16 protein-coding genes are annotated in these 12,998 nt (G+C 44.9%); 5 read left to right on the forward strand and 11 right to left on the reverse strand.

Going from position 1 to position 12,998, the window contains the following annotated elements; all coding sequences use genetic code 11:
- The first annotated feature begins 24 nt into the window (after nucleotides 1–24).
- From pstB to BN161_RS23230, 3 genes are all read left to right on the forward strand, one after another.
- Nucleotides 25–780 carry a phosphate ABC transporter ATP-binding protein PstB gene (gene pstB / locus BN161_RS23220; RefSeq protein WP_022210907.1) on the forward strand — a complete coding sequence of 252 codons (756 nt, stop codon included), beginning with the start codon at nucleotides 25–27 and terminating at the stop codon, nucleotides 778–780.
- A gap of 501 nt (nucleotides 781–1,281) precedes the next feature.
- Entirely contained in the window at nucleotides 1,282–2,529 is a 1,248-nt protein-coding gene (locus BN161_RS23225; protein ID WP_074435184.1) for a site-specific integrase, read from the forward strand.
- A 12-nt stretch (nucleotides 2,530–2,541) separates the two neighbouring features.
- Complete coding sequence (locus BN161_RS23230; RefSeq protein ID WP_044270729.1) at nucleotides 2,542–3,810, forward strand: site-specific integrase; 1,269 nt, start codon at nucleotides 2,542–2,544, stop codon at nucleotides 3,808–3,810.
- A gap of 99 nt (nucleotides 3,811–3,909) precedes the next feature.
- Here the strand turns inward: BN161_RS23230 and BN161_RS23235 are convergent, their stop codons facing one another.
- Both BN161_RS23235 and BN161_RS23240 read right to left on the reverse strand, forming a co-directional pair.
- Nucleotides 3,910–4,248 (reverse strand): helix-turn-helix domain-containing protein, encoded by a 339-nt coding sequence (locus BN161_RS23235; protein ID WP_044270697.1) that lies wholly within the window; start codon nucleotides 4,246–4,248, stop codon nucleotides 3,910–3,912.
- A 4-nt stretch (nucleotides 4,249–4,252) separates the two neighbouring features.
- The gene (locus BN161_RS23240; RefSeq protein WP_044270699.1) at nucleotides 4,253–4,564 is read right to left on the reverse strand and encodes a helix-turn-helix domain-containing protein; all 312 of its coding nucleotides are present in this window, start codon (nucleotides 4,562–4,564) and stop codon (nucleotides 4,253–4,255) included.
- Between the two features lie 347 nt (nucleotides 4,565–4,911).
- On the opposite strand from BN161_RS23240, the gene BN161_RS23245 reads away from it, so the two are divergent.
- Nucleotides 4,912–5,205 carry a helix-turn-helix domain-containing protein gene (locus tag BN161_RS23245; protein WP_044270700.1) on the forward strand — a complete coding sequence of 98 codons (294 nt, stop codon included), beginning with the start codon at nucleotides 4,912–4,914 and terminating at the stop codon, nucleotides 5,203–5,205.
- A gap of 78 nt (nucleotides 5,206–5,283) precedes the next feature.
- Complete coding sequence (locus BN161_RS23250) at nucleotides 5,284–5,982, forward strand: NYN domain-containing protein (protein ID WP_044270702.1); 699 nt, start codon at nucleotides 5,284–5,286, stop codon at nucleotides 5,980–5,982.
- A 98-nt stretch (nucleotides 5,983–6,080) separates the two neighbouring features.
- On the opposite strand, the gene BN161_RS23255 is transcribed toward BN161_RS23250, so the two are convergent.
- The 9 genes from BN161_RS23255 to BN161_RS23295 all read right to left on the reverse strand — a co-directional run bounded on the left by BN161_RS23255 (nucleotide 6,081) and on the right by BN161_RS23295 (nucleotide 12,994).
- Nucleotides 6,081–6,872, reverse strand: coding sequence for a PRTRC system ThiF family protein (locus BN161_RS23255; protein ID WP_044270705.1), 792 nt, complete (start codon nucleotides 6,870–6,872; stop codon nucleotides 6,081–6,083).
- Nucleotides 6,869–7,570, reverse strand: a complete 702-nt coding sequence (locus BN161_RS23260) for a prokaryotic E2 ligase family D protein (RefSeq protein ID WP_044270730.1) — start codon at nucleotides 7,568–7,570, stop codon at nucleotides 6,869–6,871. The genes BN161_RS23255 and BN161_RS23260 overlap by 4 nt, the downstream gene beginning before the upstream one ends.
- Before the next feature lie 13 nt (nucleotides 7,571–7,583).
- Entirely contained in the window at nucleotides 7,584–8,696 is a 1,113-nt protein-coding gene (locus BN161_RS23265) for a hypothetical protein (RefSeq protein ID WP_044270708.1), read from the reverse strand.
- A 41-nt stretch (nucleotides 8,697–8,737) separates the two neighbouring features.
- Nucleotides 8,738–8,959 carry a PRTRC system protein C gene (locus tag BN161_RS23270; RefSeq protein ID WP_044270711.1) on the reverse strand — a complete coding sequence of 74 codons (222 nt, stop codon included), beginning with the start codon at nucleotides 8,957–8,959 and terminating at the stop codon, nucleotides 8,738–8,740.
- Between the two features lie 19 nt (nucleotides 8,960–8,978).
- Nucleotides 8,979–10,127 carry a PRTRC system protein E gene (locus BN161_RS23275; RefSeq protein WP_044270714.1) on the reverse strand — a complete coding sequence of 383 codons (1,149 nt, stop codon included), beginning with the start codon at nucleotides 10,125–10,127 and terminating at the stop codon, nucleotides 8,979–8,981.
- Between the two features lie 20 nt (nucleotides 10,128–10,147).
- Entirely contained in the window at nucleotides 10,148–10,357 is a 210-nt protein-coding gene (locus tag BN161_RS23280) for a hypothetical protein (protein WP_044270732.1), read from the reverse strand.
- A 19-nt stretch (nucleotides 10,358–10,376) separates the two neighbouring features.
- Entirely contained in the window at nucleotides 10,377–10,589 is a 213-nt protein-coding gene (locus BN161_RS23285; RefSeq protein ID WP_044270716.1) for a hypothetical protein, read from the reverse strand.
- 293 nt (nucleotides 10,590–10,882) lie between these two features.
- On the reverse strand, nucleotides 10,883–12,649 hold the full coding sequence (locus BN161_RS23290) for a DNA topoisomerase (protein ID WP_044270718.1): 1,767 nt from the start codon (nucleotides 12,647–12,649) through the stop codon (nucleotides 10,883–10,885).
- A 93-nt stretch (nucleotides 12,650–12,742) separates the two neighbouring features.
- The gene (locus BN161_RS23295) at nucleotides 12,743–12,994 is read right to left on the reverse strand and encodes a DUF4099 domain-containing protein (protein WP_044270734.1); all 252 of its coding nucleotides are present in this window, start codon (nucleotides 12,992–12,994) and stop codon (nucleotides 12,743–12,745) included.
- Between the last annotated feature and the right edge of the window lie 4 nt (nucleotides 12,995–12,998).

Consider the following 12,998-nt stretch of genomic DNA (forward strand, 5'->3'; position numbering starts at 1 on the left):
CGGGAATAATAAACAGTAAATGAAATGATTGGTAAAATAGAAGCAAATAATGTAAACTTCTGGTATGGTGACTTTCATGCTCTGAAAGGTATCAGTATGTCGATAGAAGAACGTTCGGTGGTAGCCTTTATCGGTCCTTCGGGATGCGGCAAGTCCACTTTCCTGCGGTTATTCAATCGTATGAACGATCTGATTCCCAATACCCGCCTGACAGGTGAAATCCATATTGACGGAAAGGATATCTACGGAAAAGATGTCCAGGTGGATGAGCTCCGTAAGAAAGTAGGTATGGTGTTCCAGCGTCCTAATCCTTTCCCGAAAAGTATTTTCGAGAATGTGGCCTATGGCCTTCGGGTGAACGGGGTGACGGACAATAGTTTTATCCGCCAGCGTGTGGAAGAGTCCTTGAGGGGTGCTGCCTTGTGGGAAGAAGTAAAGGATAAGCTGAAGGTTTCCGCTTATGCACTTTCCGGCGGACAACAGCAACGCCTCTGCATAGCTCGCGCCATGGCTGTGTCTCCCTCCGTATTGCTGATGGACGAGCCGGCTTCTGCGCTCGACCCTATTTCTACGGCTAAAGTAGAGGAGCTTATTCACGAGTTGAAAGAACAGTATACAATTGTTATCGTTACACACAATATGCAGCAGGCTGCACGCGTTAGTGATAAAACAGCATTCTTCTATTTGGGGCAAATGGTGGAATTTGACGATACCAAGAAGATATTTACGAACCCCGAGAAGGTGGAGACTCAGAACTATATTACGGGACGTTTTGGGTAGGCACTTGTTTCCCGGCGTGAAACAAAGTATTTTTTTAAGATGTGCAAAGATAACGCAACTATGCTAAAAATCAAACAGTTATAAAACATATTTTTTAGCGAGATTGAAAAAAGAAGCAAAGGAAAGCACATTTGGAAGAAAGTTACGTTACCAGACTATGCCCTTTTAAAGCAAAAACGGACAAAACGATGTAACTATCTGATTTATAGTTCTAACTTCTATGTTTTACTCTTCGTTGCCAAGTGGCAAAATAGCAGAATATTGTGTATTTAGGAAATCTTTCTGTTACGAATCCATTACCTATTTTGGTATCCGGACAGTAGTTGATACTATCATCAAAGGCTCTGATAAAGAGGATGTTGTGAGTATACAGATGATTATCCTTACTTTTATTTGAAATAGATGCCCGATTCCGGTTTATATTGCATTAAAACACAATATTTTGCTTATGAAAGATTAGCTCTGTATATGGTAATTTTGAAACCTAAAATAGAGTTAGTTATGAACGAAATGAGAGTACATTTTTACCTCAAACGGAATGAGGAAAAAGAAGATGGTACAATTCCCGTACTGGGACGTATTACTATCGGTAAATCAATGGTGCAGTTCAGTGCGAAAGTGAGTGTTCCCTTGTCACTGTGGGATACAAAATCCGGCAGGGCTATCGGAAAAAGCAAGTGCGCCCTGGGAGTCAATGGCGAACTTGACAAAATGTGTGTCGCCATCCATTCAGCTTATAAGGAGTTGCTGGAGAAGAAAGAAGATGTGTCCGCATCAGAAGTAAAAAACGCGTTTCAAGGAATCTCTTCCGAGCAGGAAACGCTGGTCAGGCATTTTGAGGCATGCAATGAAGGCTTCCGGAAAACCGTGGGCATCAGCCGTACTTTGGAGACATACAAGCGATATGGAGTCTCCTTGAACCACCTCAAACGATTCCTGCGTAAAAAATATAATGTCAGTGACATACCTTTCCAGTCCCTCACCCCGGATTTTATTTCCGCTTATGACTTTTACTTGCGGATCGACCTCAAATTTGCACAAGCCACGATAGTAAATACAATCGGGCATCTGCGGAAAATTGTAAAGTCCGCCATCAATAACGGCTTGATTCAGCATGATCCCTTTATCGACTATAAATATGATTCAGTTCCCATCCTCCCTAAATCCCTGACAGAAAAAGAACTGAAGAAAATCATTAAAACTCCGCTGGAAAAGCCGAATTTGAACCTTGTCCGTGATATGTTCCTTTTCTCGGCTTTCACGGGTGTGGCCTTCAGTGATATGCGTAACTTGACGGAAAAGAACATTGCACAGGCGGAAGACGGGATATGGTGGATTCATACAGCCCGCCAGAAAACGGGAACTCCCTGCCATATACCCTTGCTGGAGCTTCCATTGAAATTAATAGATAAATACCACGGCCTGGGAAAAAACGGGAGGCTGTTCCCTATGTTGAGTTGCAGCAAGACTAATATTAACCTGAAAAAGATTGCAGCGAAATGCAAAATAGACAAACGTCTGACATTCCACATGGCACGCCATACCTATGCCAGTGTAGTAACGCTTTCCCAAGGTGTGCCCATTGATACGGTCAGCGAACTGTTGGGACACCGCGACTGGAGATCTACGCGTATCTACGCAAGAGTTTCCAACGACAAGATAAACGAGGACATGCGCCATTTACAGAAACGCATTTCCGGCAAAAGTCTGTTCAATGAGAATAAATCAGGCAATGTACCAACTGAATAAATAATGAAGAATATGAAAAAGGATAAGAACAAGAATACAGGTACGGCTTACAGCACTTTTTCCGCAATCTTCTACATCAACCGCAACAAAATCAAAAAGAACGGTTTATGCCCGTTGATGGGCAGGATTTCCATCAATACCGAAGTCGCCCAGTTTTCTGCAAAGATGGATGTTGACCCTTCTCTTTGGGATGCGAAAGCCTACCGCATGAAAGGCAAAAGCCGGCATGCGGTAGAAGCAAACCGGCATATAGAAAAAATGACTGCGGACATTAACCGCCATTATAAGGATATACTGGACACCCAAGGTTACATCACCGCTGAACTTGTAAAGAACGCGGTGAACGGTATCGGGCAGAAAAAGGAAACGTTGATGACTCTTTTTGAGGAACACAATGAAGAATACGCCAGACAGATAGGAATTACCCGCAAGAAAGGGAGTTTCAAGATTTACGAGGCTGCATTCATCCAGCTTAGGAAATATATCCGGTTATATTACGGGACAGAGGATATTCCATTAAGGAAACTGGAATATTCTTTCATCGAGAAGTTTGATACATACTTGCGCATTGAAAGGAAATATTCTGCCTATACGGTTTCAGGGTATACCATTATCCTGCGGAAAATAATCCGCAGGGCAATCGGACAGGGCAGCCTTCGCTGCAATCCTTTTGCCGCCTATATTCCTGAACAACCGCCCCGGAAACGCCGGCACATGACACAGGAAGAGCTTGAGCTGTTCATCAATACCCCTGTCGCTTCCCGTCCGTTATGCCATACAAAGGATATGTTCATTTTTTGCTGTTATACCGGACTCTCTTATGCCGATCTGCGCAATCTGTCAAAAGAACATATCTACAGGGAAAAGGACGGCAGCCGCTGGATAAAGATCAGCCGCCAGAAGACAGGAAGCGAATGCATGATCCGGTTGCTGGATATCCCTTTACAAATCATGGAAAAGTATGCGGGGGAAAGGAAAACCGACAAGATATTCAATGTTGTAAGCTTAAGTTCGACAATCGTCAATCTTAACAAGATTGCCAGACTTTGCGGTATTGAAAAGCACATAACCTTTCACATGGCCCGGCATAATTTCGCAACTCTTATTACGCTTTCACAAGGGGTGCCTTTGGAGACCGTCAGCCGGATGATGGGACACAAATGTATGCGGACTACCCAGATATATGCGAAAATGACACATCAGAAAATAAATGAGGATATTAAAAAACTGACAGAACGTATCGGAAAGAAATTCGGGAATTCCGGCTATGGGAGCAAGTAACAGTTCTGAAAAAAAAGCAGCCGTATGTCAGGAAGAAAGACTCCCGTGGCATACGGCTGTATCGTTAATGACAAATTAATATTAATAAGGTGTACATGGTCATTTGAGTGCTTTACGGTAGCCATCTTCCAATATTTTCTCGATATCCGAACTTCTGTACAAGATTTTTCCACCGAGCTGGATGTAAGGTATCCGTCCCTGATTCCGGTAATCTTGCAGACTTCTACGGCTGACTTTCAGTTTCTGGGACAGTTCCCTGTCTGTGTAAAAGCTCTCTCCGTTCAATGTAGCCTGTCTGTCGGTAAAGAGTTTCTCCATTAAACCGGAGAGACGGTCCAGTGAAGAAAAGAATGCCTTTATACGCTCGTTGTTGTCCGGAGTAACCACTTGGCTACCTGATGACTTTTCATTTCTGAACTGATAATCCGTATTTTCCATGACGTTAAATTGTTTTGCCCTTGTTTGCCACCTGTCTTCTACTCTCTTCCACTCGCGAAAGAATATTTTCTACATCCTGCGGCTTGTAATAAGTCTTATGGCAAATCTGGCTGTATGCCAGCGTACCATTATCACGCAAGGTCTGCAATGTTCTCGGACTGATATTAAGGAGGAGGCACACGTCCTGATTATCCATCCACCGTTTTTCTCCTTTGTCATTATACGTTTGACAAAGTCGCTCCAATCGTTCTGCGAAGATTTCAAACCTTGAGAACATCGCCTCGAAAGTCTTCGCTTCAATACTCACAATTTCCATAGGCTCTTTATTTTAGTTTGGAACAAAGATATATTCCCGGAAGGTTTATTTCCAATCACCTGTCAGCAAGTGTCGTAAGATGTCATAAGGTTTCATTCATAGCATAAACAAGTGTAAAGTTTCTGAACATTGTGTTCATAAGGTTTACAGTACAGGTATTTACACTTTACAGTTTATAATTACTTCTATATCTTTCTATCTATCAATAAATCAGCGTATTGTAATTTATTCTCGTTCTGTTTCTGTATTTTGGCACACGATTTTCATTATTCATGGTATATACTCTTGTAGTGCGCACATGAAGGGTATCGAAGTAATCACCTTTAAAATTATAGGAGAAATATACCATGTATATAGATAACGAGATACTCGAAAGAATGATACTGACCATTGTAGAAGGCTTCGACCGTATTGAAAAGAAGTTGGACCGTATGAACCGCCTGAAAGATTGTCTGGACGGAGATACCCTGCTGGATAATTGTGACCTTGCCAACCTGCTTGGCGTAACCCAGCGTACCCTTGCCCGTTACCGCGAAAAAGGACTTATCCGCTATTATCACATGGATAAGAACGGCAAGAACTACTACCGCAGTTCGGAGATTCAGGAATTCCTGAAACAGCGCGGCAAAAAGAAAGAATGATCCGGATACATTTAGAAACTTCCGCAAACTATTCTTGGTTTACGGAAGTTATAATAACTTTGCAATCAAATAACTGAAATGAAACAGAATAAGAATCTGTCAGTTGCCGTATTGATAGACGGTGACAATGCTTCGTCCGAAAAGATAGAAGACGTTATGAATTTTGTAGCCCGTTATGGAAACGCTGTTGTCAGGCGCATATACGGAGACTGGACCCGAAAACCGCTTTTGGGTTGGAAAGATATTGCAAAAGAATATGGGTTCAGGATGGTACAGGCTTCTTCCTATACGACAGGGAAGAACACGACTGATATAGCATTGGTTATAGACGCGATAGATATCCTTCATGGCGGTCAGACTGATTGCTTCTGCCTGGTCGCCAGTGACGGCGATTACACCATGCTGGCCCAACGGATCAGGGAAGCCGGGCAGGTAATTCTGGGATACGGTGAAAGCAAAGCTCCCTTAGCTTTGGTCCGTTCATGTTCTGAATTCCTCTTCTCCGACCGAAAAGAGATAAAGGCTTCGGAAAACACCCCGGAGTTCTTCCTCCGTCGGGATTTAGAGTATTTCGACAAGGCTTTTGAGTTGGCTTCAGACGGCAAACCGGAAGTTTCCTTGTCTTTGATCGGTGGTGCATTGAAAAAGCTGATGCCCAAATTCAAAGTGAAAAGATACGGCTGCAAGACGCTTGGAAAACTGTATGAAAAGCTGGATAAATATGAACTGGTGAAAACAGAGAAAGGTATAGCCAGTGCCGTACGATTGAAACCTTGAACCGGATGGCAGATATATCATAAACAAAACAGCTTCCCACACAGTCCATACAGACTTGAAAGGGAAGCTGTCTTTATTTATAGGAGTGTAGTAAATCATCATACCGGAATCGGATTAACCCTCAGCGTTTTCAGATTGACGTATGCCCCTCTGTACAGCGTGCTTCCCTCCTTGAACATCGTCCACAATATTTCGCAACCTACTTGTGCCAGCATGGAATTGATATACAAATCCTGCTTGTTGAGTGCCTCCGCCAATGAACAGCTCGGTCCGGAATCTTTCTCTTCGATGGTAGAATAACTGACTTCTTCGGTGATGAGATTCATTTGGGGTGTAGGAATATATTCTTTTGAAGTCGGTTGCCTGATTTTATTACGGATGTTACCTATCAGTACCTGCCCTGTAGTTTGTGCATTTCCAAAATCCATCCAGTATATGGGTGCCTTCTCATTATTGACGTTTATTTTTCTATGGCTTTTAAGGAACTTCCACAAATCAAGCCTTGATCTGATATTATCCGTACAAGTGATTATGATATTAGCCAGCTCAGGATTCTCCTTGTCTTCTTTTTTACGCAAGGGATAGTGGTATCCTTCTGCCATCCATGTGTAACCGAAAAAATGATTGATACGTGTAACGAGTGCAACTGCCTTGTTTTGTCCGAGTTCCGAATCACTGAATAGTTGTCTTCCTATATTTGCTTCGCTGACGGTATCCGGATCGAATACGGTCACGTACAGCCCCGGATGCCCCAATGCTTGTAATGCCATGCTCATGCGTGCCAGATTGGTAATGACTTGCGAACCTGTACCTCCTGCACCTACTATAAAGACCGTGACGGGATGGTACGGCTTGAGCAGATAATTGTCTGTATAATGGATTCTTTTCATGATAAGATGTCTTTTAAATGTTTACCGGTTGATTCGAGTTCGTCGTAATCAAAGGGATGATTACGCGCCTTTTCAGTCACAGAAACCAGATTGCTGCGTGTAGGGTTTCTGCTTCCTCCCAGATGTGAGAATTCACTGAGCCAGAAACGTTTTTCCCAATATGCCTGAAGCTCTGTAAAGTCAATCTGTTGAGGTTTCTCCAAGGTGGAACTTCCCAGGCAGACACTACTTCCCGTCACATTGAAGAATGGCGCCAGATAAAGTTCCGTTTTCTCTTTCGGACATTTCCCTTTATAGGAAAAAATGTCCAGACTGTCGCCAGAGACAATATAAATGATACCCGGAACATTGAAAGTTCCGTCAGATATACCCAGATCTTCCTTGAAATACATCTGTCTTTTCTGAGGTGGGTTATACCAGATATATTTCTCATGCCCTTTTCTGGGATCACACCAGAACATATTGGATGGCATACGTCCATAAGGGATTCCGCTCATCTCTCCGATATAGGATTCCAAAAGGGTATTCATGAATTCAAATGTTACAGGGACTCCGGCCCCCATGCGTCCTTCTTTATTTATAGGACGCAGTTCAAGGTATGTCTGTTCCTTTGAATTGTATCCCTCTTTACATTTATAGGCGATAAGGGCTGCCTTGGGAGTCATAATCTGTTGTATTCGGTTAGTCAATTCATTCATATTATTATCGGTTTTAAAAATTATTTGATACATGTTCTATAAAGCGATCCAGCCAATCAGCCAGCTTTTCAGGATAGTCGCCCATACAAAACAATCGATCCGTTTCCGGTGTTAGATAGAGATTTGTGACAGGAGTGATGGTGTACGATTCTTGGCAATCAGAATTAAAATAAGCTACCATCTCTTCACACAGCAAGTCGTTTGCCGAATAGGTAAGCATAACCAGCACATCCAGTCCTGCTGGGTGGAAATCCGGTGATTCCTCATAGGCCCAGTCATAATAATACTGCATGATGCATGGGCTGTCGGGAGCAATGAATGTCAGTCCTTCCTTCATCAGTTCCATAAGTTTCTGCTCATTCTTGGTTCCCGTATGGCATTCTTCCATACGCTTTTCAAAGTCAGCACAGAAACTTCTTCCTTTCATCCGTTTCAGAATATGGTGAATCTCCCCCTTTTGGTACGACTTTGCGAGGCTCTCGTATGATTTGATTTTCTCAGGTCCTGCATTCTCATCGTAGTTCCCGTAATATTCCAGATATTCGACAGACATGTCATAATAGTAAGTGTCCGTGATGTCCTGTAAACCATGATGCCGTACAAATCTCCTTATGAACTCCAGTGTTATCTTTTTCAATCTGCATGGAAGCTTCTCCGTAAAATCTATCGGAATCCAGAAGAGTCGATAGTCGGGCCATTTATGGAACCTATATAGGCAGAAATGAAGTCTTCCATCTACAATTTCAAGATTGATATATTCGGGGAGTATATTTTCCAGAGTTTTAAATAACTTTACAATATTCATCCGGGAGTTATCCCCCTTCTTTTTACGGAAGGGGAGATTTATGCCCATCAGTTGTGTATACCTCAATGCCGAACGGTGGAGATAATCAAAATTTTCTAATGTAGTCAAATTTAGTGTCTCTCCGGTATCTTCATCCATTATGATATGATAGTCCGGCGTAAAAGGACGAATTTTCTCCGTCAGAAAACCATGATGCTTCCCGGGGGCGGAAGTCTTCTTTTTCTCTGCCGGTTTATCCCCCGGCTGACGTCTACGGATTCGGCTTCGCGGATAATCAGGTGTGCCAATTCCCACATTTGTGATTCTGAGAGCTGTCTGCATGGTTTTGTCTCCTTTCTTTTTTTCTGTTTCTTGACCATATCCTATCCTTTCACTCCGATGGTTGTCTTGAACTCGTATACAGCCATATCCTCGTCCAGTTCCGGCCCGTGTACGGTTGCCGTGGTCAGTTCGGGATAAGTCATAGAATAGAAATCCATTACTTCATTGAGGGACATATCTGGGTCCGGATCGTTCAACTTCAGTACAGAATTGTCCTTTTTCATTTTGAATACTCTTTTGAGCCCTTTCATTTCAAGTGCCATAATCTTTTATTATTTAGGTTTAACAACATACAAGTTCCATTTGTGCCTCGTCTTTCAGCCTGCATTCCTCCGGGAAATCAAGAAATTCCGCATAAGGGTCTTCTTTCAGGCGTTCCCTGTCGCTTTCATCATCCTTGTCGAAGTTGTAAGATTCTGTACTTTGCGGTTGGGAATGATACTCTCTGTTTCCGTTTATGCCTGATACTGGTTGCATGGGAACAACCTGCGGCTGCGGTGGAACAGGCTGCTGCCATTGTCCGCCGTTTGCCTGCAACTGCTGTACATACATTTGCGGCTGTCCCGGATATTGTCCCTGAGGCATATTGATTGCTGGTTGTTGCCATTGTGGATTATATGTCTGCGGTTGTCCTCCGGGCGTGGTTCCCGTCTGAGGCGTGGTTCCCGTCTGAGGCATGGCAACCGGCTGCTGCCATTGTTGTTCCGGCATCGGCTGTTGCATCGGTACGGGTTGCTGTGGCCATTGTTGCTGTACTTGTGGCTGCTGCATTGTTCCGGTAACCGGTTGTTCCATGAACATCGGAATCTGGTCTCCGGGCTTCAGTTTCACCGGTGCCTCATTTGCCGGTTGTTGCGTCTGAGGAGATTGCATCTGCTGTGCTGGTTGCGTAACTGTTTGCTGTGGTGCCGCTTCTCCTGCAAACAAGCTGCCTTCGGAGGCTTTCTTCTGCACTTCAACGATCTGATCCTCTATTTCCTTCTGCTTGTCAACGGCAGCCAGCAACTTTGCCTGTTTGAGCCAGGTCAATGCTTCGGAATAGCGTTTCCCCGTTTTGGCATCCTCCGCTTTCTTCAGCAGCTTCTCCATCTTTTCCCACTTTTCCCGTACTTCTTTCGGTTCCCTTTCATTAGCGGATTTTGCGGCCTTGCCTTGTGATGCTGCCAGTTCGGCCTGCTTTTCAAAATCTTCCAGATTGGTCAGAATACCCTGCGCTTTCTGTACCGGTGTGGATAAAGCCCGCAGGAATTCAGCATCCAGTTCTTCCGGTGTCCCATTAAATATCAAAGGAACCATGAGTTGCTGCGCCTCGCTTTTAAGGCTGGTACGTCTGGGCATGACTGCCACAGACAGATTGTCGTTCACTCGTCTGATGTTGATGCTCAGGTCTGTGCCTGCTGCAATCATTTGATGAATTGATTGAAAAAACATAATGTTAAAATATTAAAGTGTTATACATAAGTTTCCTTGCAGAACTCTCTGAGAATCTTGCTTCTGTCAGGACGGCTGCCAATATTCTTCAACGGTTCCAGATAATATCCGATGGTCTTTGGCTCGTCCACCGTATTGGGGAAGCGTCTTTTGACCGGTTTGATAATCCCCAGTGACGGCCATACTGCCGGCATCACCGGTGCTTGCGGAGTAAATGATCTTGTTTCCATGACTTTCATATTTGAGGGTTTATAGGAATATTCCGATAACAAGCAGGACGATGAGAACCTTTACGATAAGGGACATTGTCTTGAAGAACAGACTGATGATTCCTCCCGAGAGAAACAGCAGTACGATCGTGTAGACCGGAACAATGCCTTTGTTGCAGAGCAGGCATATTCCGACAAGCAATACCAGTGTGACCACTTGCTTGCAGATACTTTCAATGAGATGTAGTTTCATAACTTCTGATTTTTAATGAATGAAAAATCCCATCGGGATATGTTTTCCCGATTTTATAGGCCTCCGGCCGTTGGATTGCCTTTTTGCGCAAGGCTTGGCGGAGAAAAATACCGGAACGGAGTGAGGATGATTTTTCTCCGCCAACCAGCCCGCAGGGCCGCCTTGCAGCAAATAATGAGGCAATCCAATACCTTTGCCGTTTAAAAGCGGCAAAACGTATCTGCCCTGAAACAAGAAATGCAGACCTTTACAGCCTGCATTTCCATGTTATGCGTTTACCTATTAATATATGCTCATTCTCTGGGTTTGTATCTCCGGAATATCTCGTCCGTCACTTCTGTTGCCAGTTCCAGCGCTTTGCCGAGGAATTCCTCCTGCGTGAGTTTACCCCTTTCCATACGTGCCAGCTGCGCTTCCCAGCCGGATGTCAGTGCGGCATTGGTAATCTTCATTCCCCGTACTGTCTCGTATACATACAGCCCTTTCCGTGTCGGTATGATGTATTTCCCCGAATAACGGATATACTTGCGGCTTATCAGCGTCTGTATGATACCGGCCCGTGTGGCAACTGTGCCCAGTCCTGCGGTATCCATATAGTCTATCAGTTCCGCATCCGTATAAGGAGATACGGGAAGCCCTTTCCTTCGTATCAGATTGCATCCTGCAATGCCAAGGATGTCATTGCTTCCAATCTCCGGCAGCTCGATGGATTCGTATCCATCTGTATCAATGGAACTTTCCCTCTCGAAGATGCTGAACCATCCTTTTTCAAGGATACGGTATGCCTGCACACGGAATTTATGGTCTGCGCATACGGCATCCACCGTGGTATATTCCACTTTGCAGGCCGGCATGAAAGCTTCCAGCATACGTCCGACGATCAGCATATAAACCATCATCTCTTCCCGTTCCAGTCCTTCGGGACGCATATCAGTAATAATGATTGCAGGATGTTCCGTAACCCGGTCCTCATCTATAACATTTCTTGGCAGGTCGAAAAGATTGATGCCCATTGACTTTACGTACGGTCTGAACTCTTTCCGGTTCATGATCTTTTCCATGATGTGCGGCAGCGTGTCGTACACGTCCTCAGATACAAATCTGCTGGAGGTGCGCGGATAGGAAATCAGTTTCTTTTCATAAAGTTTCTGTGCAATCTCCTGTGTCCGCATTGCGGTGAGATTATAATAACGGTTTGCGTCTTTCTGGAGTTCAGTCAGATTATACAGGGCGGGCGGCAGGATCTCCTTCACTTTGCGGCTTACGGATATGATACTTGCCTTTCCCTCCGCCTTGCAGGCATCATAAAGCTGTGCCGCCGTATCCCTGTCGGCAAACTCTTTCATGCAGCGCATCTTTACCAACCGGCCGGCCTTGTTTACGACAATGCATACCGGCCAGCTGTCGGTTGAAACAAAGTTCTCCCTTTCACGGTAGCGACTGCAGACGGCTGCCAGTACGGGAGTCTGTACCCGTCCCAGTGAGTTGTTACCCAGTCCGGTGGCGCGGCAGATGGCGTAACTGGCATTTACGCCCAAAAGCCAGTCAGCTTTGTTCCGGCTGTCCGCAGCCAGATACATGGCGTCATAGAGGCTGTCCGGCCGCAGGTTTTCCATCCCTTTGCGTATGGCTTCATCCGTCAGTGACGAAATCCACAGACGCAGGCAGGGCTGCTTGCATCCGAAATACCCATACAGGTATCGGAACAGCATTTCACCCTCGCGGGAAGCGTCGGTAGCCGCAATGATCGTATCGCATGCGGCAAATACCTTCCCGATCACCTTCAACTGGAGCACGGCTTGAATATCCGGTATCCATCCCGTATCGGCCTTGACATGCTTCACCATCAGGCGGAACGATGCCGGATTCAACGGGAAATCTTCGCGTTCCATCCGGGCTGTCCCGTAGTCCTTCGGCATGGCCAGGGAAAGCATGTTCCCGAATGTCCATGTCACCATATAGCCGTTACCGGTCATGTAACCGTTTTCCTTGGTATTTGCGCCTACTACTCTTGCTATCTCTCTGCCCACGTTGGGCTTGTCCGTCAATATTGCGATCATAATCTTTCTTTTTTATGCACTCCGTACCGCCTGAACAGTACGGAGTGGCAGGTTAAACTTTAGTGATTGAAATACAAATTACATGATGTGGGGTTAGATATTCTCTTCGGCTTGCAGCCCGTTGATTTCCATAACCGGCTTTCCGTCCGGTCCTTCCGCCAGTTTCAAAACGGCATCCATTGTCAGTGACAATACGGGAGTGTGGATTTTCAGCGGTACGGGTTCGGTTTCTTCCCCTTGCAGGAGAAGTTCGAGGCTGCCGTCCTCTTCCAGCTGTTTTTGGCTGATGCCGATATTTTCCAGTTGTTTCCAGTCAAGGTCTTCCGCCTTGAATACATGATTGATGTGT

The organism is Bacteroides timonensis (genome assembly GCF_000513195.1).
Taxonomy (GTDB): Bacteria; Bacteroidota; Bacteroidia; order Bacteroidales; family Bacteroidaceae; genus Bacteroides; species Bacteroides timonensis.